At 37.4% G+C, this 23,186-nt stretch carries 21 protein-coding genes; 16 read left to right on the forward strand and 5 right to left on the reverse strand.

The genetic code is table 11. From position 1 onward, the window contains the following. The first annotated feature begins 205 nt into the window (after positions 1–205). From B7E07_RS10745 to B7E07_RS10760, 4 genes are all read left to right on the forward strand, one after another. Positions 206–556, forward strand: a complete 351-nt coding sequence (locus tag B7E07_RS10745; RefSeq protein WP_080845868.1) for a DUF485 domain-containing protein — start codon at positions 206–208, stop codon at positions 554–556. Continuing rightward, the gene (locus B7E07_RS10750) at positions 553–2,079 is read left to right on the forward strand and encodes a solute symporter family protein (RefSeq protein ID WP_080845869.1); all 1,527 of its coding nucleotides are present in this window, start codon (positions 553–555) and stop codon (positions 2,077–2,079) included. The genes B7E07_RS10745 and B7E07_RS10750 overlap by 4 nt, the downstream gene beginning before the upstream one ends. A 457-nt stretch (positions 2,080–2,536) precedes the next feature. Continuing rightward, positions 2,537–4,414, forward strand: a complete 1,878-nt coding sequence (gene htpG / locus B7E07_RS10755; protein WP_080845870.1) for a molecular chaperone HtpG — start codon at positions 2,537–2,539, stop codon at positions 4,412–4,414. Positions 4,415–5,034: 620 nt separating this feature from the next. Next, on the forward strand, positions 5,035–5,517 hold the full coding sequence (locus tag B7E07_RS10760; protein WP_080845871.1) for a GNAT family N-acetyltransferase: 483 nt from the start codon (positions 5,035–5,037) through the stop codon (positions 5,515–5,517). Positions 5,518–5,834: 317 nt separating this feature from the next. Here the strand turns inward: B7E07_RS10760 and B7E07_RS10765 are convergent, their stop codons facing one another. Next, positions 5,835–7,022: an MFS transporter gene (locus B7E07_RS10765; protein WP_080845872.1), complete on the reverse strand. Its 1,188-nt coding sequence runs from the start codon at positions 7,020–7,022 to the stop codon at positions 5,835–5,837. Positions 7,023–7,258: 236 nt separating this feature from the next. On the opposite strand from B7E07_RS10765, the gene B7E07_RS10770 reads away from it, so the two are divergent. The 6 genes from B7E07_RS10770 (at position 7,259) to B7E07_RS10795 (ending at position 13,502) form a co-directional block, all read left to right on the forward strand. Further along, positions 7,259–7,465, forward strand: a complete 207-nt coding sequence (locus B7E07_RS10770; RefSeq protein WP_080845873.1) for an IDEAL domain-containing protein — start codon at positions 7,259–7,261, stop codon at positions 7,463–7,465. An 84-nt stretch (positions 7,466–7,549) separates the two neighbouring features. Then, entirely contained in the window at positions 7,550–8,575 is a 1,026-nt protein-coding gene (locus tag B7E07_RS10775) for a P1 family peptidase (protein WP_080845874.1), read from the forward strand. A 122-nt stretch (positions 8,576–8,697) separates the two neighbouring features. Further along, a complete protein-coding gene (locus tag B7E07_RS10780) occupies positions 8,698–10,191 on the forward strand; it encodes a spore germination protein (RefSeq protein ID WP_080845875.1) in 1,494 nt (497 codons plus the stop codon). A 24-nt stretch (positions 10,192–10,215) separates the two neighbouring features. Further along, positions 10,216–11,301, forward strand: coding sequence for a GerAB/ArcD/ProY family transporter (locus B7E07_RS10785; RefSeq protein ID WP_080845876.1), 1,086 nt, complete (start codon positions 10,216–10,218; stop codon positions 11,299–11,301). Next, entirely contained in the window at positions 11,298–12,377 is a 1,080-nt protein-coding gene (locus tag B7E07_RS10790) for a Ger(x)C family spore germination protein (protein ID WP_080845877.1), read from the forward strand. Before B7E07_RS10785 ends, B7E07_RS10790 begins: the two co-directional genes overlap by 4 nt. A 126-nt stretch (positions 12,378–12,503) precedes the next feature. After that, a complete protein-coding gene (locus B7E07_RS10795) occupies positions 12,504–13,502 on the forward strand; it encodes a Gfo/Idh/MocA family protein (protein WP_080845878.1) in 999 nt (332 codons plus the stop codon). A 168-nt stretch (positions 13,503–13,670) separates the two neighbouring features. Here B7E07_RS10795 and B7E07_RS10800 read toward each other — a convergent pair whose 3' ends face one another. Beyond that, a complete protein-coding gene (locus B7E07_RS10800) occupies positions 13,671–14,699 on the reverse strand; it encodes a DUF1646 family protein (RefSeq protein WP_080845879.1) in 1,029 nt (342 codons plus the stop codon). Positions 14,700–14,798: 99 nt separating this feature from the next. Next, the gene (locus B7E07_RS23720) at positions 14,799–14,969 is read right to left on the reverse strand and encodes a hypothetical protein (RefSeq protein WP_218970414.1); all 171 of its coding nucleotides are present in this window, start codon (positions 14,967–14,969) and stop codon (positions 14,799–14,801) included. Between the two features lie 243 nt (positions 14,970–15,212). Between B7E07_RS23720 and B7E07_RS10805 the strand changes: the two genes are divergently transcribed. From B7E07_RS10805 to B7E07_RS10820, 4 genes are all read left to right on the forward strand, one after another. Beyond that, positions 15,213–15,473 carry a hypothetical protein gene (locus tag B7E07_RS10805; RefSeq protein WP_080845880.1) on the forward strand — a complete coding sequence of 87 codons (261 nt, stop codon included), beginning with the start codon at positions 15,213–15,215 and terminating at the stop codon, positions 15,471–15,473. 132 nt (positions 15,474–15,605) lie between these two features. Further along, positions 15,606–16,502: a TetR/AcrR family transcriptional regulator gene (locus B7E07_RS10810; protein WP_176215176.1), complete on the forward strand. Its 897-nt coding sequence runs from the start codon at positions 15,606–15,608 to the stop codon at positions 16,500–16,502. 328 nt (positions 16,503–16,830) lie between these two features. Then, positions 16,831–18,054: an IS110 family RNA-guided transposase gene (locus tag B7E07_RS10815; RefSeq protein ID WP_080845490.1), complete on the forward strand. Its 1,224-nt coding sequence runs from the start codon at positions 16,831–16,833 to the stop codon at positions 18,052–18,054. Positions 18,055–18,593: 539 nt separating this feature from the next. Further along, entirely contained in the window at positions 18,594–19,817 is a 1,224-nt protein-coding gene (locus B7E07_RS10820) for an IS110 family RNA-guided transposase (RefSeq protein WP_080845490.1), read from the forward strand. Between the two features lie 567 nt (positions 19,818–20,384). Here B7E07_RS10820 and B7E07_RS10825 read toward each other — a convergent pair. Continuing rightward, positions 20,385–21,269 carry an SDR family oxidoreductase gene (locus B7E07_RS10825; protein WP_080849163.1) on the reverse strand — a complete coding sequence of 295 codons (885 nt, stop codon included), beginning with the start codon at positions 21,267–21,269 and terminating at the stop codon, positions 20,385–20,387. Positions 21,270–21,433: 164 nt separating this feature from the next. On the opposite strand from B7E07_RS10825, the gene B7E07_RS10830 reads away from it, so the two are divergent. Beyond that, the gene (locus B7E07_RS10830) at positions 21,434–21,646 is read left to right on the forward strand and encodes a hypothetical protein (protein ID WP_080845882.1); all 213 of its coding nucleotides are present in this window, start codon (positions 21,434–21,436) and stop codon (positions 21,644–21,646) included. Positions 21,647–21,763: 117 nt separating this feature from the next. Here the strand turns inward: B7E07_RS10830 and trhA are convergent, their stop codons facing one another. Then, positions 21,764–22,411, reverse strand: coding sequence for a PAQR family membrane homeostasis protein TrhA (gene trhA, locus B7E07_RS10835; RefSeq protein WP_080845883.1), 648 nt, complete (start codon positions 22,409–22,411; stop codon positions 21,764–21,766). 167 nt (positions 22,412–22,578) lie between these two features. Here trhA and B7E07_RS10840 point away from each other — a divergent pair, with 167 nt between their 5' ends. After that, the gene (locus B7E07_RS10840; RefSeq protein WP_080845884.1) at positions 22,579–23,157 is read left to right on the forward strand and encodes a DUF1836 domain-containing protein; all 579 of its coding nucleotides are present in this window, start codon (positions 22,579–22,581) and stop codon (positions 23,155–23,157) included. Positions 23,158–23,186: the final 29 nt, after the last annotated feature.

Raw genomic sequence — 23,186 nt, forward strand, 5'->3', positions numbered from 1 at the left:
CCTTTTGTTTCAATGACCATCAATTTTCCATCTGTCAATAAAATAAAATTGATCTTACACATAAAGCCTTAATGTTAAGCACAAAAGCATTCAGAAGAAGTTAATTGGAAAAGCGTTTACAAAATAGGAAGTCTGTACTATTGTAAACATCTGTCAAAGTTTTTAGAATAATTATATATTTCAGAATAAGGGAGTGAAGAGATAAATGGAAAATACGGCTAAAGAGCTGAAAAAGACAGAAGAGACTATTAACTATGAACAAATCGCAAACAGTACAGAGTTTAAGCAGCTTATTCAGCAAAAGAAAAGGTTTCTCGCACCATTAACTATTTTCTTTTTAGTTTTTTATTTCACTTTGCCTATCTTAACATCCTATACGACTATACTGAATCAGCCAGCGATCGGCTCAATTACATGGACATGGGTTTACGCTTTTGCGCAATTTATAATGACTTGGGTTTTATGTATGATTTATGTAAGAAAAGCAGCTAAATTTGATCAGGATGCAGATGCAATTGTTGATCAGTATACCGATAGGGGAGATCAAACAGAATGAGTACTATTGGATTGAGCTTATTTGTTTTTATCGTTGCTGTGACATTAGTGATTACTTATTGGGCTGCCAAAAGGACAAATACAACAAGTGAGTTTTATACTGCAGGAGGCGGTCTGACAGGCTGGCAAAACGGACTCGCTATAGCCGGTGATTATTTATCAGCGGCCTCGTTTCTGGGAATTGCAGGTGCTATTGCTTTGTTTGGGTTTGACGGTTTCTTTTATTCCATTGGTTATTTGGTTGCTTATCTAGTTGTGTTATATATTGTTGCAGAACCGTTGAGGAATTTAGGGAAATATACAATTGCGGACATGATTAATGCGCGTTTTGATCAAAAAAAGGTTAGAGGCGTTGCAGCATTAAGTACGATTACAATCGTCATTTTTTATATGATCGCACAACTGGTCGGCGCAGGTGCACTTATTCAATTACTGTTAGGCATAGATTATTGGATTGCTGTTTTATTAGTTGGTGTGATGATGACAACATATGTGCTTTTCGGCGGAATGACAGCGACAAGCTGGGTCCAGATCATTAAAGCAGTTTTATTAATGCTTGGTACCGTGATTATTTCAGTTCTTGTATTAGCAGAATTTAATTTCAATATTTTCTCTATGTTTGATCAAATGAAAACGTTAACAGAACATGGAGAGAGTTATCTGAATCCTGGAGTTAAATATACGAATTCCTTAGACACAATCTCAATGATGGCAGCGCTTGTATTAGGTACGGCGGGCTTGCCTCATATCTTGATGAGATTTTTTACCGTAAAAGATGCAAGAACAGCAAGAAGCTCTGTTGTTACGGCTACTTGGGTAATTGGAATCTTCTATATTTTAACCATTTTCTTGGGTTTTGGAGCTGCTGCATTCGTAGGTTCAACAGATATCATTGCAGCCAATTCAGCCGGAAATATGGCGGCACCACTGCTGGCACAGGCTCTTGGCGGTGATTTGCTTATGAGTTTTGTAGCAGCAGTTGCATTTGCGACCATTTTAGCCGTTGTTGCAGGTCTTGTTCTTTCAGGTGCTTCGGCTTTTGCACATGATATTTACGGGCAAATTATTAAAAAGGGCAAGATCACGGAGAAGGAGCAAATGGTTGCTGCCAGGTATGCGTCTGTAGCAGTGTCGGTTTTATCTATTTTGCTGGCTCTATTTGCACAAAAAATGAATGTTGCCTTTCTTGTTTCGTTGGCCTTCTGTGTCGCTGCAAGCGCTAATCTGCCAGTCATCATCTTTACGATCTATTGGAAGCGATTTAATACTGCAGGTGCTATGACGGGAGTTCTCACAGGGTTAATCACTGCGTTAGTACTTGTTGCCATTAGTCCAAGTGTTTTAAGTCCGGAAGCTGGCGCTGCGATCCTTACAGGAGATCCTATATTCCCATTAACAAATCCTGCGATTGTCTCCATACCAGCAGGCTTTATAGGAGCATATATTGGCACGATCGTTTCAAATAAAAGAGATGAAAAGAAATACGCGGAAGTGATGGTTAAAGCGAATACGGGCATAAAGTAAAGGAAAAAAGAGGCTGGGACATAAGTATTTAACACAACCACAGAACCGAATGATTAGGGAGTGAATATTTCTAATCATTCGGTTTTTTATTTGTTTAACATTTAACATTACTAAACATGAGTGAAATGGAGCGGAGGACCCTCGACTCCTATGGGCAATAGAGGAAAAGGTGAGACCCCGCAGAAGCTTTAGCTTCGAGGAGGCTCAGCTTCCTCCCCATGGAAAGCGAGGGTCTGGAGCGCAATGGAACGGGCTTGTGTAAACACGTAAACCTTAAAATGAACATTCGTGTTTTACAAATAGGAATTTTGTTTTGTCTAACCTCTTTTTAAATTGGAGATTTATTTCTAAAATTAGTCAATCTCTATTGACTTACAGTAAATAGGTATGATAAATAATTTATGTTAGCACTCTTGGTTTTAGAGTGCTAACATAGAAGTAGAAAGGGGAGATTACAATGGAAAAAAAGCAATTCCAAGCCGAATCAAAACGCCTTTTGGAAATGATGGTTAACTCTATTTATTCTCAAAAGGAAGTGTTTCTGCGAGAATTGATCTCAAATGCAAGTGATGCGATTGATAAGATTTATTATAAAGCTCTAACAGATGATCAGTTAACGTTTAGTAAAGACAGTTATTACATAAAAATAACCCCAAATAAAGAAAATCGTACTTTAACAATCCGTGACACTGGAATTGGGATGACAAAAGAAGAATTGGAAAATAACTTAGGAGTAATCGCAAAAAGCGGCTCCCTGGCCTTTAAATCAGAAAATGAGATTAAGGATGGCTATGATATCATCGGCCAATTTGGTGTAGGGTTTTATGCAGCGTTCATGGTCGCTGATACTGTCACGGTCATCACCAAATCTCTGCATAGTGACCAGGCATTTAAGTGGACTTCAGATGGAGCGGATGGTTATACAATTGAGCCTTGGACAAAAGACGATGTAGGAACGGAGGTTATCTTATCAATAAAAGATAACTCAGAGGAAGAAAACTATGATGACTATTTAGAAACATATCGTCTTCAATCCATTATTAAAAAGTATTCAGACTTTATTCGTTATCCTATCAAAATGGAGACAACGAAAAGCAGCCTAAAAGAAGGCACTGAAGATGAGTATGTAGATGAAACAGTTGAAGAAACGATTAACAGCATGGTTCCAATCTGGAAAAAGAATAAAAGTGAGTTAACAGAAGAGGATTATGAATCTTTTTATCATGAGAAGAGATATGGCTTTGATCAGCCGTTAAAGTCCATTCATATTAATGTAGATGGAACGATCAGATATAATGCGATTTTGTATATCCCTGAGACTGTTCCTTTTGACTATTATTCAAAAGAATTCGAAAAAGGACTTGAGTTATATTCCAGCGGTGTTTTAATCATGGATAAGTGTTCAGATCTGCTTCCGGATCATTTTGGATTCGTGAAAGGGCTGGTCGATTCTGAGGATCTTTCTTTAAATATCTCCCGTGAGATGCTGCAGCAGGATCGTCAATTAAAGCTGATTGCAAAAAATATCAGCAAAAAAATCAAAAGTGAACTGCAAAGCTTATTAAAGAATGACCGTGAAAAATATGAAAAGTTTTATCAGGCATTTGGCCGACAGCTTAAATTTGGCGTATACAATGATTTTGGCGCCAATAAGGAAGCATTGCAGGATCTGTTAATGTTCTATTCTTCTAAAGAAAAGAAACTCGTCACGTTGGATGAATATATATCCAGAATGCCTGAGGATCAAAAATACATCTATTATGCTACAGGAGCTACGAATGAGCGCATCAGCAGACTTCCGCAAACAGAGCTTGTAGCCGACAAAGGCTATGAAATTCTGTATTTCACAGATGATGTAGATGAATTTGCCATTAAAATGCTGATGAGCTACAAAGAAAAAGAATTTAAGTCTGTATCCAGCGCAGATCTTGGCATAGAAGATGACCAGCAGGATGATCAGGAAGAAAATAATGAGCAATATGCAGACCTTTTCAGCAGCATGAAAGAACTGCTGGAAGGAAAGGTGAAAGATGTTCGTCTTTCAAAACGGTTAAGAACCCATCCAGTTTGTCTAACTGCTGATGGAGAAGTAACAATTGAAATGGAAAAGGTTCTCAGCATGATGCCGGATAACCAAAATGTACAAGCTGAGAAGGTATTGGAAATCAATCCGCATCATGAAGTAATGACTGCTCTTCAGCAGGCATTCAACCAAGATCAAGAAAAACTGGCATTGTATACAAACCTTCTTTATCATCAGGCATTGCTGATTGAAGGCTTGCCGATCGAAGACCCTGTGGAATTCACCAACAATATCTGTAAGGTTATGGTATAAATCATTTTCTAATGGATTGATAAGGATTCATACTTTTTTTGATTAAATAATTTTGAAGTGGCTCAGACATAAAGATGTAACACGACCATATGAGGCTGGGACATAGGTATTTAACAAACGCATAGAACCGAATGGTTAGGAAGTCATCTTTCTAATCATTCGGTTTTTTTATTTATGATTATAAAATATATCTTATTAAAATGAGTGAAATGGAGCGGAAGAGACTCGAATCCTGTGGGCAATAGAGGAAAGGGTGAGACCCCGCAGAAGCTTTGCTTCGAGGAGACTCAAGCAACTGATCCCACGAAAAAACAGGGTTCGCAGGGCAGGCGGAACGGACTTGTTTAAATATTCATTTTATTGTTGTTGTAAACTAATGTAAAATACTTACTAATGAATGCTTAAAACCTTGTCATTAGCATCTTAGGAAATCTGTTATATAAGACTTTTTACACTCACAGATCACTTAAACGTCAATCAAAAATGCGTCAATAGTTTGAATTAACAAAATAATCGATAGAATTATTGTGAAGATCATAAAAATGACGCTAAAATATAAAAAGAAGAATAACGGCAATTCAACTCTTATGAGACAGCTTTGTAAAGGGGAGTAAGTGAAGATGGATTTACTTATACGCAGCATGACGGAGGGATATGCCAAAGCAATATTAGACTGGAAATATGAGAAACCTTATGATTTTTATAATATTGAACCAGAGGAAGGACAGCTTCAAGAACTGTTAGATGGTACGTATTTTGCCGTTGTAAACAGTGTTGATGAATTATGCGGCTTTTTTTGTGTCGGCAATGCAGCAAGAATACCTGCAGGACATCAGGCAAGTGTGTATGAAGCTAACTGTGTGGATGTTGGTTTTGGAATGAAACCAGAACTTACCGGCCTAGGCAATGGCAGCTATTTTTGCATGCTAATTTTAGAATTTGTAGAACGGGCCAATCCATGTTTGCCACTAAGATTAAGCGTTGCACATTTTAATAAAAGAGCAATCAAATTGTATAAAAAACTTGGCTTTGAAATGGAGAAATTCTTCAGTACTGAAAACGGCTTATTTGTTACAATGATAAAACCTAATACAAATGGATGAGCCAGCGTACATTGATTGACATAGGGCTCTATCATATAAGAATGAAAACTGATGAAACGTTAAGGATACGAAGCTGTGGCATAGGTATACAACATAACGGGAAATCCGAATGATCGAAAGTATTTCTAATCATTCGAATTTCCCGTTTTTTTTATTATCATCTTTAAACAAGAATGAAATCAAGGGGAGGCGATTTGTCTGGAATGTGCTAATGAGGGAAAGTGTATTCTCTTTTATATGTTTTCCAATTCTTTTAAAGGAATTAGGAAAATTCACAAATAAAAAGTGGCGTCCATATTAGACACCACTTTAAAAGGTCAAGCTTTCTTTCTTATGATTAAGCTCATATACAACAGAATGGAAATAAGAACAGATGCAGCAGATACAATATAGATACTGCTATACCCTAGCATGTGAGCCACTTGGCCGAATGTAATCGCTCCGATCCCAACTCCTAAATCAAAGGAAGAAAAAAATGTAGCATTTGCCATGCCTCTGCGGTTAGCAGGAGCTTCCTTTACTGACCATGCTTGAAGTGCTGGCTGGACGGTGCCAAAGCCTAAACCATACAAAACAGCGGCAGCATAAAGAACGAAACTATTCGGCAGCCAAGCAAGTAAGCACATAGCAGCCATAATCAGCAGTGCCCCTGGAATAAAGACGGCCCGATGTCCTTTTTGGTCATATAATCTGCCTGCAAAGGTTCTGCTGATGAGCAATGCTACTGCATACAGAAGGAAATACCATTCTATTCCTGAAATATTGCTTTGAGCTGCATAAATGGGTAAAAATGATGCGATTCCTCCGAATGTAACTGTAATAAAAAATAATAGCAATGAAGGCTGAAGCGCGCTCTTTTCATATACATCCCATTTTTTCTTTGCTTGAAGGGTCTGTTTTTCTACTTTCTTATATTTAATATTACCTGCGAGGAGTAACGAGGTTAATCCAAGTGCACCGCATATTAAAAATAGCTGCTGAAACGTTAAAACACCAACGAGTGCCAGACCTAACGTCGGACCAAAAGCAAGAGCGATATTCCCTGAAAGCCCATAATATCCCATACCCTCGCCGCGGCGCTTTGCGGGTATGATATCTGTAGCGATTGTGCCGGACGCAGTAGTGGAAAAGCCCCATCCAATTCCCTGGATAATCCTGATGGCGAGCAAAAGTGCCAGACTGGTTGCAAATCCAAATGATCCAACAGATAAAACAAAGATTGCTAGACCAATTAAATAGACGTATCTTCTTCCTTTAGACTCTAAAGCATGGCCTGCATAAGGTCTAAGCAATAAAGCAGAGAAGGTAAATATGCCTACGACAATTCCAATGAGCTGATCATTTCCGCCAAGTTCTTCAACAAAGAGGGGAAGTGTTGGCAATGTCATTTGAAAACCGAGGAATACAAAGAAATTAGCCAGACAAATGAAAACAAAGTCCTTTGTCCAGATTTTCTCGGGCTTTCCTTGCGTCTTGGCATCATCTGCTTGTTTTGATTGCCCCATTTATACTCCTCCTTTTAACCGATAAATGTTCACTTATTTAGTTTTCCTAAATACAACACTCACTATTGTACAGGAAAAAGATAGAAAAGCATATCTTAAAGACCTAACAGTGTCTGTTCATATCAAATGTTTAAATAGTGGCATGCTGTGGTAAATTAGAAATATAGGAAGAAAAAAGAATTGAAAAATCAGAAAACTTTTGCTATAATTGAAAAAAGTCAAGGGGTTGATTTCAAATGGAAAGACACACGCTATATTCACCGCATCAGTCTGAGGAAAATATGGTCTCACACCTAGCGGAAAAGGTGTTAAATGAAGCATTACTAACGTATAAAATTCAAAAGCTTCGCAATGAAATTGATAAGACCCTAGAAAATCGCGACCAAGCGTTATTCATGAAATTGACAAAAGAGTTAAATGACCTAACAGAACAATTAAATTAATGAACTCAAACAGTCCTTCACTTAAAGGGCTGTTTTTCTGTTCGGCCATTATAAAAAAATACATAAGTAAAGAAAGGATTTACGATGAAATCAAAAAAAATCGGAAGCTATAAAAACGGCCTGAAAAACTGTATTACGGATGTAGAAGGTGTTAAGGTTGGTCATGTGACAATTGATGAACCATTGGACCATACAGATGAATATGCCTGTACAGGGGTGACCGCCATTTTACCTCATAGCGGCAATCTCTTTAAAGAAAAAGTGATTGCAGCAAGCTATGTTATAAATGGGTTTGGGAAAACGACGGGACTTGTGCAGCTTGATGAGCTAGGTACAATAGAATCTCCAATTATGCTGACCAATACGTTTGCTGTCCCAGCCGTAACTCAAGGAACGCTGCAATATATGCTTCAGCACAATGAGGAAATTGGAGATACAACAGGAACAATTAATATTATTGTAGGGGAATGCAACGACAGCTATTTAAATTCTATAAGAACATTCCCTGTAAAGCCGGAAGATGCCATATCAGCAATTGAAAAGGCAGCAGATCATTGTGAAGAAGGAGCAGTTGGAGCTGGAAAAGGAATGGTCTGTTTTGGCTATAAAGGGGGGATTGGGACAGCATCCAGACAAATACCGTATGTGGATAATCAAGAATTTGTCATTGGCTGCCTTGTGCTAAGTAATTTTGGCAACCCAGCTGATTTTAATTATAAAAAATACATAAATGATATTGATCCTGATTCAATAAATAAACCAGAAGATGGTTCAATCATAATGGTTATAGCTACAGACGTCCCTTTAAGTGATAGACAACTTAAACGGCTGGCCAAAAGAAGTGCGGTTGGTTTAAGCAGAACAGGCAGTCATATAAGCCATGGCAGCGGTGATATTGTCATAGCCTTCTCAACGGCCAATAAAGTGCCTCATTACTCTGATGCGTCTTTTACTGAACAAGGCAGCATTATACGTGAAGAGCAAAAAATCATGGATGACATTTTCTCCTCTACTGCAGATGCAGTAGAAGAAGCAATTATTTCTTCATTAGTAAATGCAAAAACGACCTTAGGTAGAAAAGAAAGAGTCGTTAAATCAGTAATTGGATAAGAAAATCATTTCATGCCGGAAAATCTGCTAATTTTTCCGGTATTTTTTATGTTTTTTTCCTCATACTAACAAGTATAAATATTGGCATTACTGCTAACATTCTCTTTCTGGAGTGTGGAAAAATGTTCTGGTCAAGAAAAAAGAATCAAGCTTCAGCAGAGGAAAAAAAAACAATAGAAACGATTCAGACGGTATTTCATCAATTAAGTGCATCAGATGATTTTAAACAATCTTTTGTTACAAACAAAAATAGAATATTTTGCATCGGGTATTATGAAACACTTACCGATTCAAATGTGCTGCATAGCGATATTCTGCCTAACGTGCAAAAAGCAATGAACATTGAAGAGTTTACGTCACTCCTGCCATTTGAGGATCTGACGATATCCAAAGACGTAACGATCATTCAGGACGCTTTACTGAAAGGATCTGTCTGTATTTTTGAAAGTAAAAGTACACATCAGTTCTGTTTAATAAAGGCAAAGTCAGCGAAAGAGAGACAGGTAGCACCGCCTGAGGTAGAGTTTAGTGTTGTTGGTCCTAAGGAAGCATTTGTAGAAAGCTATGAAACGAATATTCATTTAATTCGTAAAAGATTACCTGTTTCAGATCTAATTGTGAAAGAGAGGACGGTAGGAAGACTCTCAAAAACAAAAGTAGGCGTATTATATATTGAAGGCATCGCAAATAAAGAAAATTATAACACTGTTCTTCAGCGGATAGAGGACTTGAATATTGACCAAATTGTTGATAGTTCATATTTGACTCAGCTGATTCAAGATAATCAAAATTCACCGTTTCCTCAGTTTATTGATACTGAGCGTCCAGATCGGATTGCCAGTGTGTTAGGAGAAGGAAAAGTTGCCATTATTGTGGATGGAGCGCCACATGCACTGATCGGCCCTACAACTATATTTGAATTTTTCTCAGCATTTGAGGATTACTATTTAAATTGGCTCGTTGCATCGTTTTTTAGATTAGTCCGCTTTTTTGCTGTTTTATTTTCTATTTTGGTCACACCGCTGTATGTAGCGGTATTAACTTATCACTACGAACTGATACCCAAAGACATGGTTAGCACGCTTGTGACATCACGGACAGCTATACCGCTTCCGCCCATACTTGAAGCACTTATACTAGAGCTGGCGATTGAATTGCTTCGTGAAGCAGGAGCAAGACTGCCGACAAAGGTTGGACAAACAATCGGTATCGTTGGCGGGATTGTTATTGGTACTGCCTCAGTTGAAGCGGGTTTAACAAGTAACGTACTATTAATTATCGTGGCTTTGGCTGCTTTGGCTTCTTTTACTACACCAGTTTATCAAATGGGCAATACGATCCGTCTAATCAGATTCCCTTTTTTGCTTATGTCCCACTATATTGGTCTAATCGGTGTCGCAATCAGTTTTTGTTTTTTGCTGATTCACCTTCTGCGCCTTTCTTCACTAGGCAGACCTTTTCTTGAACCGCTTTATCCGTTACGAATATTTGACCTGAAGGATGCACTGATCCGTTTGCCTTTTTTATATCAATCAAAGCGTCCAATTCAGGCACAAACAGAAGACACACTAAAGTTTAGTGCAAGCAAAGCGAAGCAAAAAAACGAAGGAAATTGAATTTAAGTGAAATGAGCGATTCTTATGCAGCAAAAAGAAGTACAGGTATCTCCTTTTCTCGTTTTCTTTTTAATACATGCCATTCAAGTGGGCGTAGGGATATTAGGCTTTCAGCGAATTGTGATTAGGTCAGCGGGCAATGATGGCTGGATTGCTGTTATTGCTGCTGGAATCGTCGTAAGCATCGTCATTTTTATCATGTATATGCTGCTAAATCGCCACAAAAAAGACATTCTGCAAATACAGCAAGAGCTATTTGGGAAATTTATTGGCTCTATATTTGGTCTCGTATGGATCATTAATTGGATATTATTAACAGTAACAGTTTTAAGCAGTTTTATTGAAATCGTAGAAGTATGGGTTTTTCCAACGATTAATATTTATATAATTGCATTTATCTTTATCATTCTCATCTATTATTGCTTAACAGGTGGATTTCGAGTAGTTGCAGGGATCTGTGTATTAGGAACGATTATTCCGCTCTATTTATATTTAACCTTCTTATTCCCTCTTGAACACACTCACTTACGCAATATACTCCCTATCTGGAATCATCATCTAAAAGAGATGACGATTGCCACGAAGGATATGTCGTTAAGTTACTTAGGGTTCTCAACCCTATTAATGTATTATCCTTTTATCAAACATGCTCATAAATCACAAAAATGGGCTCATTTTGGCAATATATTTACCTGTTTCATTTATCTTTTCCTCATGATCATCACAATTGGTTACTTTAGTGAAAAGCAAGTAAGTCATCATATTTGGGCAACTTTATCACTATGGAAAATCGTAGAGCTACCGTTTGTGGAAAGGTTCGAATATATAGGGATTACATCCTGGGTATTAATGATACTGCCCAATATATGTGTGCTTGTTTGGTCAGCATCACAAGGGATCGGCAGAATGGTTAAGATTAAACAAAAAAAAGTGGTTATAGTTATACTCACGACCGTATACGTCTTAACCGTTTTCATGAAGGGCAGGGAAAGAATCGATTATCTTAATGAACTTTCAGCTAAATTAGGACTTTTCCTATTATTTGGATATATTCCTGTCTTAACTGTTTATTCTTATCTTAGGAATAAAATAAAGGAGAAGAAGAAATGAAGAAAATGCTCTATATCTTAATAGCCGCTATTAGTCCCTTTTTAAGCGGCTGTATGAATATTAATACAAATATTCTTGATGAGATTCAGTTATCTTCCGCAACAGGCTATGAATTAGTAGATGAAAATCTATATGAAGTCACTGTCGTTTATCCAGTCTATCAAAGTGGAGGTGTTGTTAAAAATAAAACTTTAACAACGACTTCTGACTTAAGCAAGGAAGTTAGAGATAAATTGAATTTAAAGTCAGAAAAACCGTTGTTAAGCGGAAAAATTGAAGTAGCATTATATGGCGAGAAGTTGGCGAAGAAGGGAATCTCACCAATATTGGATTCGCTGACCAGGGATCCATCAGTTGGCTCAAACGTTGTCATAGGAGTGGTTGAGGGCAGCCCTAAAGAAATACTAGAGCAGCAATATGGAGAAACAGATAATGGCATATTTTTATCTGACTTGATTGAACAAAATATTGAAGCAGGCATAATTCCAAAAACAAATCTCCATTTATTTATGTATGGGCACTATGCAGAGGGACTGGATCCGATCGCACCAATTATTGGATTGGCAAATGGTGAACTTACGTTAAAGGCAATTGGGTTATTTGATCATGACCGACTTGTAAGTCAAGTGAAAGAGAAGGATTTTTCCCTTTTAAGAGTATTGATGGAGCATAAAAGCAAGAATGATTCGTTTTCAGTAGAAATTGATGATCATGAGAGAGCTTCTATTTCTGTTATTGGAACGACATTAAAATATAAGATTACAAAGCCGATGGAGCCGAGTGATATTCACATCCAATTAAAAATAAATGCATATATTCGAGAATTTGTTGATGGAGGATTAAAAAGAATAAAAGTAGAAGAAATTGAAAAGGCATTTGAAAAAGATATCAAAGAAAGAGGAAATAGACTTGTGAAGCATTTTCAAGACCTAGGGATTGATCCGCTTGGAGTGGGCGAAGAAGTTAGAACAAGAACCCGCAATTGGGACGCTGAGAAATGGGATGATCTCTATTCATCAATCAGTATTCATATTGAACCGGAAATAAGCATCACGGAAACGGGCGTCTTAGAGTAGCTGATATCAAACAGTATTGTAAGTTACAACCTTGATGATTATTTGTTCTTCCTCTAGAATGGATGTATAACTGAGAGTATAAAAGATAAGTGTAGATTTCTGCTCTTACATATGGAGGGGTAAATAATGATTAAATTCGGGGTTATTGGAACGAACTGGATTACAGAAAGCTTCCTGAAAGCTGCAAATGAAATTCAAGATTTTCAATTACAGGCTGTGTACTCAAGAACAGAGGAAAAGGCTCGGAAATTTGCAGATCAATATGGGGTAAGCACCATTTTTACAGATTTAGAGGAAATGGCAATGAGCAGCGAAGTTGATGCAGTATACATAGCTACTCCAAACTCTCTGCATGCAGAGCAAGCAATTCTCTTTTTGAAAAATCAAAAGCATGTCTTATGTGAAAAGCCTATAGCATCGAATCAAATAGAGTTTAAAGAAATGATGAGAACAGCAAAAGATCACAAAGTGCTGTTGATGGAAGCGATGAAATCCACATATATGCCTATATTTAAAAAGGTAGAGGAACAAATCGAAAAAATTGGACAAGTACGCAAATATTTTGCCAGCTATTGTCAATACTCTTCCAGATATGATGCTTATAAAAATGGTCAGGTCCTAAATGCTTTTGATCCTGCATTTTCCAATGGATCCTTAATGGATATTGGCGTATATACGATCTATCCGCTTGTGAAACTGTTTGGTAAACCAAAGGAAATATTGGCTTCTTGTATCAAGCTTGAAACAGGTGTTGATGGTCAAGGAAGCATCATTATGAAGTATGATGACAAGGAGGCGGTTGTCTTCTTTTCTAAAATTGCTGATTCAAATCTTCCTGCTGAAATTCAAGGAGAAAAAGGAAGCATTATCATTGATCGAATCAGTTCCCCACAAAAGGCAGGAATTGTATTTAGAGGCGGAGAATCAGAAGATCTCACAGTCTTGCAGGAACATGATCCAATGTATTATGAAACGAAAGCATTCATTGAACTGATTAAAAATGGGAAAACAGAATCTGACGTGAATTCTTTTGAAACGTCACTCGCTGTATTAGAAATTATGGATGAAGCGAGAAAGCAAATGGGAATTGTTTTTCCAGCGGATCAGAAGGCACTAAACAATTAAAGTAAACATATGTAATGGCAACCCAGGGTAACTTTAAGCAGGGGTGCTGAGCCTGCACAAGAAGCTCGCATTGATCAGGCACAGCACCAGCCCCGCCGAAGAGTGATAATTAGATGATCTCTCTAAGAGCAACAGATTTGTTCCAAGCAGCCTTTTGGTAAGCTCAAATCAGGTTATTGCGGCAGTCAATATTACAAATATGAAAAAGCCTATCATTGCAACAATGCCAACCGGCAGACCAAATTTAGCCCATTCCTTGCTGGTGATTTGAAGTTTCCCGGCAGCAATGATATTCGGGATGTTTCCAGGTATTAACATTCCGCCGCTTAATAAAAGACCCATTAAAATCATTTGCACGGTAAATTGTGACATAGAAGAGCTAATTTCAGCAGCAGCTAGTGTGGCATTATCAAGAAGTGCTGAAATGATATTAATCCAATATAAATAAAAAGGATCAAGAGCTAGCAAATAGCGATTAATTAATGGTTCAAAGCCTGCGCCAAGGAAGGTTAACCCCATGACAAAAAAGTAGATCTTTAATGCCCGAACAAAGATCTCTTCATAGCTTTCCGAATTTGGCTTCTTACTGAAAGAAGCCCGCCCATCTGCTGGCGGATGAACAAATAGAATGGTTAACAGGGCAAAGAAAAGAATGGCAGCAATAACCTGTGGTCCAATTAAAGTAAATAATAAGAAGAAATCACCATGTAATTTGCTTACAGCAATGGTTGCCAGCGGTTCGCCAATTGGCGTTAATGCGGCACCAGAGCCAATTGCAAAACAAGCCAGTACGACAAATCGAATCTCGGATGCCCGGTCCAGCCGCAAAGCACTTACAATTACGACAAGTACCAACGCAGCAATAATTGCTGTAATCAAACTGGAAATAATGCCAAGCAAAATGACTACACTTGCTGAGAATAATCGAAAGGGCATTTTTCTGCTGAATCGGATAATCGATTTCTCCAGAGGAATCTGCAGCCATTTGAATAATAACCCTGCAATAAATACAGCAATAGCAATATTAATTGGATCACTCGCAGCCTTAACGAATAAGACTCCATCAAAAACTCCGCTCAAGACAGCTGCCAGCAACCCCATCGTAAATAAGAAAAATTCTAAGTTTTCCTCAACAAATCTTACAGTAAAAGGTAATAACATAACGAGCGCAAATATAATGAGCAATCCAAAAAACATAATCAAACTCCAATTAATTGTATTTCCACTTTATGATGCGGATATTTGATGTATATGTTTTAGATTGGACAAACTTTACAACTAGTTCACTTTGTTATGCTATAAACTGTTTAACGCCGTGCCTGTAATATTAAATTCAGGCTCTTTGATTGCAAGCTTCGGAGTTTGCCGTTCAATACTGTTTTCACTTCCCATTAAAAAGTCTCCAACTTGTGCAGAGGAAGCCCCTTTCTGATCATCTAATTGATTATAAATGAATTTTTCCATCATGCATCTCCTTTCATTTAGAACAAAAGGGGACTATGTAACACCTTCTGCTCCAGTCGTTTTTTTATTATATTGTTATGCTTTGCCTAATGTGTAACATATTCAGGAATTTATCGTTCCTTTTTAACGTATAAAAAAGGAACTGAGGCAAAGAGTTAAAAACCGTATTTAATTGTTATTGGCATATAATAATAGGAAGCTGTATAATACAGATATTGTACCGCAAAACAGAGAGGTGTATAACAATTGGAAATCGGCATTACATTTTTAGGACATGCAGCAATCGCTATCTTTTTAGCTATAGACGCTCCGAAACATGGAAAGAGTTCTGTCTTGTGGGCTATCTTAGGGTTTTTCTTCGGAATACTTGCTTTAGGAATATATTTTATTCAAACAGGAAAAAAAGTAGTCGGATGGATTTTAATTTTGATCTTTGCCCTTATTGTCATCCTTTTTTTTATTTTCTTTGCCGTTCTTCTTTCATTTTTATTTCAGTCATTTACTTAATCCATGCTGGCTTTCGCATGGATTTTTCTTTTTTTTAGAGAACTGAATATAAAGTGCTGTTTATTTATTTGTGCAATGATGCTTTACTGCGGTAGAATAAAGGGTATGAATTTTGTTGAAAAGGTGATGTTTTTGAATAAGAGAAAGCTGCATGTTATGGATATTGCTCATCATCTCTTTATTGAAAAAGGCTTTCAGGCAACTTCTATACAAGAAATCTTAGAAAGCAGCCGAATTTCCAAAGGGACTTTTTACAATTATTTTTCCTCTAAAAGTGAATTATTAATCGAAATAATTAAATGGCTTCATGAAAAGCTCGAAGATGAACGAAGTTCCATGCTCATTGGAGCTGATTTAAAGGATAAATCGGTTTTTTGCAGGCAAGTGGTTATCCAAATGAAAAATAATAAACGAAATAAGCTGTTAAATTTATATCGTGAAATCTTTGCCAGTAAAGATGCGGAACTCGTTCGTTTTATCAAGCATCGTCAAGTAATGGAAATTCGCTGGTTGATGAAACGATTCAGTGATATTTGCGGAGAAGATAAGAAGCCATATTTGCTTGATTGTGCCATCATGTTCTTGGGAATCATTCATCAAAATATTCAATATAACAGATTAGATGAAGATACAGAAAACGATAATATTGAAAGGGTAATTGAATACAGTGTGAATCGCATATTGTATATGGTTGAAGAGGTATCTCTTCATGAAGCACAGTTGTTAGATCCTGCGATTATTAATAAATGGCTGCCAACTCACTCAAAGGAAGAAATAGAATTCAGTGAGCGAATTGAATTGCTTCACGCTCAGCTGCAAAATATTATCCATAATTCCCATTTTGATACGGAAGAGAAGGATCGATTGACAGAGCTGATTGAATTTATTAAAGAGGAATTATTAGAAGTTAAGAAAGTTAGACATTTTGTTATTGAAAGCGCATTGAAGTCAATATCAACCAATGAAGTCATATCGCAAAATGTTTATTTTCAAAGGTACATGGACATCGTTCGGCATAACATTCACTGATGTTCAGTGATGTCAATAAGCAGAGATAGACAAAACATTCATAATGAACGAACAGGATGGATGAGCAACGTAAATATAAAAATAAACATACTAAGATTAGTAGCACAGACCAAGGCCATGGTTTGTGCTACTATTTTTATATAGTAGAAGTGAAGGAAGGTCGAACAGCCTCTGGGGCCACATAAGAGTCCGTATTAAAAACAGACCAACTTCACACCCTTATTTGAATCAGTTTAGTATGTTGGGTCCATAGAGATCGTGTATAAGAAAATGGAATCGGTAAGGCAATGTGAAGACTTCTATGATTGGCTAAAAAGGAGAAGGTTTTATGCAACATGTCATCGCTTTAGATATAAGTAAAGGCAAAAGTCATTTTGTCATTTACAACCGTTATAAGCGCTGTGAATTTGAAGGAGAAATACATCATACACGTGCTGATTTTGAACGCCTTCAAAGTCGTATTGAGGAGCTATCTTCTCTCGATGGGGAACAACCTGAAATCGTGTTTGAAGCAACAGGCGTGTATTCAAAACCGATAGAAAAGTTCCTTTGTGATTACGGTTATACCTATTACCGAATGAATCCACTAGAAGCGAACTTACAAATGGCTACAATGCGTCGCCATAAAACAGATATCAATGATGCACACGAACTTGCCAAATCACATTTTAAAATGGAACGCGAGAAAACCTATACGCAAGATGAGTATTATGAACAAATGCGTGCAATAACACGGTATTATGATGAAACAGCTGAAGAGATGACCTACTTACGCAGCCGAATGCATGCAATTTTACAATTATCATTTCCAGAATTGGAACGGCTAATTACACCTAAATCAGCTCTGTTTTTAAATTTTGTCCAGCTGTACCCACATCCGGCATTATTGTTGGCCCATTCAAAAACAGTCATCAAAAATAACTTAAAGAGGAATACACAAAAGAACTTATCTGCAGAACGTGCTGAGAAAAAAGCCATTGTTTTACTTGAAGCTGCACAACATTCGTATCCGGCAATTGAATCCAGTGACATTCGCTGTGAGCAGGTAAGAGATTACGCACGTCGGATTGCGGATTTAAAGGACAAAAAGGAACAGCTCATTAGACAAATGGCTGAGCTATCTATGAAAAGAAAGGAGTTTAAGATTTTACGTTCTATTCCTGGAATTGGTGACGCAACGGCATGCCGATTAATTGGGGAGCTAGGTGATATTAGACGCTTTAAAAACTCGAAGCAAATAAACGCTTATGTTGGGATCGATATCATGCGGTATCAATCTGGGAATACACATTATCAAGATCGTATCAATAAGCGAGGGAATAAGAAATTAAGAAAGATTCTTTTCTTTATGATGAAAACAATGCTTATGAGAAAAAAAGTGCCTAATCATCTCGTTGACTATTACTACAAACTAAAAAAGCAACCTCAAGGTAAGCCCCATAAGGTTGCGATTGTAGCGTGTATGAATAAGTTTTTGAAAGTCGCATTTCATCTTATTACACACGGCATATTATACGACTATGAGTCCGCACTACCAGCTCAAAAATCGTAAGTAAGGATAATTAAACTATAGCACAATGGCCTTGCGAAAAAAAGTAAACTCGTTAGGTCTTTTTGTCATACACATGATTTATTTACTAGAGGGCTGTCCCCCTGCTAGACAAAAAACATAACCTCGAGCAAATAATTTTTAAAAAAACTATTGACTGGAGGTAAGAAAGAGGCTGGGACATAAGTATTTAACACNGCATAACATTCACTGATGTTCAGTGATGTCAATAAGCAGAGATAGACAAAACATTCATAATGAACGAACAGGATGGATGAGCAACGTAAATATAAAAATAAACATACTAAGATTAGTAGCACAGACCAAGGCCATGGTTTGTGCTACTATTTTTATATAGTAGAAGTGAAGGAAGGTCGAACAGCCTCTGGGGCCACATAAGAGTCCGTATTAAAAACAGACCAACTTCACACCCTTATTTGAATCAGTTTAGTATGTTGGGTCCATAGAGATCGTGTATAAGAAAATGGAATCGGTAAGGCAATGTGAAGACTTCTATGATTGGCTAAAAAGGAGAAGGTTTTATGCAACATGTCATCGCTTTAGATATAAGTAAAGGCAAAAGTCATTTTGTCATTTACAACCGTTATAAGCGCTGTGAATTTGAAGGAGAAATACATCATACACGTGCTGATTTTGAACGCCTTCAAAGTCGTATTGAGGAGCTATCTTCTCTCGATGGGGAACAACCTGAAATCGTGTTTGAAGCAACAGGCGTGTATTCAAAACCGATAGAAAAGTTCCTTTGTGATTACGGTTATACCTATTACCGAATGAATCCACTAGAAGCGAACTTACAAATGGCTACAATGCGTCGCCATAAAACAGATATCAATGATGCACACGAACTTGCCAAATCACATTTTAAAATGGAACGCGAGAAAACCTATACGCAAGATGAGTATTATGAACAAATGCGTGCAATAACACGGTATTATGATGAAACAGCTGAAGAGATGACCTACTTACGCAGCCGAATGCATGCAATTTTACAATTATCATTTCCAGAATTGGAACGGCTAATTACACCTAAATCAGCTCTGTTTTTAAATTTTGTCCAGCTGTACCCACATCCGGCATTATTGTTGGCCCATTCAAAAACAGTCATCAAAAATAACTTAAAGAGGAATACACAAAAGAACTTATCTGCAGAACGTGCTGAGAAAAAAGCCATTGTTTTACTTGAAGCTGCACAACATTCGTATCCGGCAATTGAATCCAGTGACATTCGCTGTGAGCAGGTAAGAGATTACGCACGTCGGATTGCGGATTTAAAGGACAAAAAGGAACAGCTCATTAGACAAATGGCTGAGCTATCTATGAAAAGAAAGGAGTTTAAGATTTTACGTTCTATTCCTGGAATTGGTGACGCAACGGCATGCCGATTAATTGGGGAGCTAGGTGATATTAGACGCTTTAAAAACTCGAAGCAAATAAACGCTTATGTTGGGATCGATATCATGCGGTATCAATCTGGGAATACACATTATCAAGATCGTATCAATAAGCGAGGGAATAAGAAATTAAGAAAGATTCTTTTCTTTATGATGAAAACAATGCTTATGAGAAAAAAAGTGCCTAATCATCTCGTTGACTATTACTACAAACTAAAAAAGCAACCTCAAGGTAAGCCCCATAAGGTTGCGATTGTAGCGTGTATGAATAAGTTTTTGAAAGTCGCATTTCATCTTATTACACACGGCATATTATACGACTATGAGTCCGCACTACCAGCTCAAAAATCGTAAGTAAGGATAATTAAACTATAGCACAATGGCCTTGCGAAAAAAAGTAAACTCGTTAGGTCTTTTTGTCATACACATGATTTATTTACTAGAGGGCTGTCCCCCTGCTAGACAAAAAACATAACCTCGAGCAAATAATTTTTAAAAAAACTATTGACTGGAGGTAAGAAAGAGGCTGGGACATAAGTATTTAACACAACCACAGAACCGAATGATTAGGGAGTGCATCTTTCTAATCATTCGGTTTTTTATTTGTTTAACATTTAATATTTCTAAACATGAGTGAAATGGAGCGGAGGACCCTCGACTCCTATGGGCAATAGAGGAAAAGCTGAGACCCCGCAGGAGCTTTGCTCCGAGGAGGCTCAGCTTCCTCCCCATGGAAAGCTAGGGTCTGGAGTGCAGGTGGAACGGGCTTGTGTAAACACGTAAACTTTGAAAATGAACATTCGTGTTTTACAAATAGTAGTTTCGTTTTGTCCCAGCCTCTTTTTGTAGCTCTTTTCCAATGTTACTACATTATGAATTCGAATTGGACCCAGTGAAAAATAAGCGGAGATTTTACCCTTTTTACGAAGAAGTCCATTGCCCGCCATTTACATGCAAGGTTTGCCCAGTCATAAAGCGGGAGTCATCTGAGGCAAGGAAGACAAATGCTGGTGCTAATTCAAATGGCTGACCCATTCTGTTCATTGGATTTCCAGCCAGTGCAACCTGATCGGCTGAAAAACTGGAAGGAATTAGCGGTGTCCATACTTTTCCTGGAGCAAGCGCATTTACACGAATGCCGTCCTTTACTACATTATTTGCCAGTGCACGCGTGAAGCCAACATTCGCAGCCTTTGTAGCTGTATAGTCAATCAGCAGATCATTGCCTTCATATGCAACAATCGAAGCCGTATTGATGATTGAACTGCCTGCCTTTAAGTATTTCAGTGCTGCTCGTGTCGTATAAAAATGAGAATAAATATTCACTTTAAATGTATCATCAAATTGTTCATCACTTATATCCAATAAGCTATTTTGGTGGAATTGAATGCCGACATGATTGCATAGAATATCGAGCTTTCCGAATACTTCTACCGTTTCTTCTACTATTTTTATACACTGCTCTTTATCCCGCAGATCTCCTGGCAATAATAAACAGCGTTTGCCGATTGCTTCAATTCTTCTTTTTGTCCGATCAGCATCCTCGTGTTCATCGAGATAGGCAATGGCGACATCGGCACCTTCTTTAGCAAAAGCAATGGCTGCGGCTGCACCCATTCCGCTGTCTCCACCAGTAATTAAGGCCGTTTTTCCGCTAAGTTTTCCGCTTCCTCTATAATTAGGATTTTCAACAATCGGTTTTGGCACCATTAAACTTTCTTCACCTGGCTGGCGATATTGACGCTGCTCTGGTACTGCGAGAGGAATTTCCTCATATCTTGTTATTTTCCCGAAATTCGGATACATTGGATATTCTTGCTTTCCAAGATGTTCATACTCATTGTTAGACACAGTATTGCCTCCTTTTCGTGCAGTCAAATTACCTTATGATGCATATGCCCAATTTGTGCCTGGGTATTGATGCATGCCTTTAAAAAAGACATGCTCAAATCTAGGAGGATTTGCATATAGTGTTCACGACTGGAGTTAAGGGAGGAGACGAGAAAGAAATGCTGCCATATTACGTAAATTTAGAAGTGAAATACTTACTGATCGACGAAACAAGTGACAAAGAGGAAGTTTTTTATGCTAATAACGAAATTCCATTTGAATTGGCTAAAATTGGCCCAAGACCGCCTTACTATACAAATCCTAAATACGAGCCATATTTTACGAAGCTATAAGAGTTACCTTACTGCGATGACAATTGTTAAGATTTATTGTTTCACGCATAAAAAAAAGGAATCCAAGAATATACTGGATTCCTTTTTCAATGCCTTTAATGACCATTTATCCTTCTATTACAATACGTACATAAACACGCTTAAAAAATGAGCAGTGGTTCCAAGCATAATAAAAATGTGAAAAATTTCATGAAACCCCAAATGTTTGAACTCAAGAAATTTTGGCTTAACGGCATAAATAACTCCGCCAATTGTGTACAAGACACCACCGAAGATTAATAAGAAAACACCTGTAGTGCTTAATGTTTCACTTAACGGTGCAAACGCAAAAATAATAATCCAGCCCATTCCAATATAAAGGGCGGTAGAAAGCCAGCGAGGGCAGTTAAACCAGATCATCTTAAAGGTAATACCCAATACTGCAATAACGGATACGATTGTAAATAAAACCCACCCGGTTACTCCGTTTAGACTAATTAAACAGAAAGGAGTATAAGAACCAGCAATCAAAACAAAAATCATTGAATGGTCCAGGCGTCTTAGAAAAGCAATCACTTTGTCCTTTGCAATGACCATATGATAGGTCGCTGAAGCGGCATAAAGCAAAATCATACTAATTCCAAAAATAATCACAGCTGTAATGGCAATTGCAGATGTTGTTGTCATTGCTGCCTTGACCACCATGGCAAGTAAGGCGATAAAAGAGAGTATCGCTCCGGCAAGGTGGGTAAGTCCGTTAATAGGTTCTCGAATATAAGATGTCATGGCTGCATCCTCCTTCATTTTTACATCATTGTGCTATCGTTTTTATGTAGTATTGATAACTACTTATAATAATATACGTATTTTATCATGTAGTCAACATTTACATACTAGAAAATATAAAGTAATATGAACATACTAATACTTTGGAAATAGAGGGTTTAAACAAAATGAAGGAAATGACTGATATCTTGAATAATATGGCTTTGGACAAGCATATTTCATTAGAAGAAATCCCGCAGATCGACCTATATATGGATCAGGTTATTCAGCTGTTCGAAAATAAATATTTAGAAGCAAAACGTAATGAAGATGAAAAAGTATTAACCAAAACAATGATTAACAACTATGCAAAAGGGAAACTGTTTTTTCCTGTTAAAAACAAGAAATATTCTAAGGAACATATCATCCTGATTAGCCTCATCTACCAATTAAAGGGAGGCTTATCTATAAATGATATCAAAACAACACTGGATGGGCTTAATGAAAAGCATCATGATTCAGCGTTTGAATTAGAAGATTTCTATAATAGTTACCTCAAAATTTTCAAACAAAACATCGAAGATTTTAAAAGTCATGCGGAAGATAAGCAGAAAGAAACCATTGATCTGATACAGCAATCGTTTCAGGAACAAGAGGACGAGCTAAAGCAAATTCTTCTAATAACATCCATTGTACAGATGAGCAATTTGTACAGACGGCTGGCTGAAAGATTAGTGGATGAATTAACTCCACCACAAAAAAGCTAAAGCCTAGCTAGTATAAGGCAGTGAATAAT

The sequence above is a fragment of the Cytobacillus gottheilii genome, assembly GCF_900166665.1.
In the GTDB taxonomy this organism is placed as follows: Bacteria; Bacillota; Bacilli; order Bacillales; family Cytobacillaceae; genus Cytobacillus; species Cytobacillus gottheilii_A.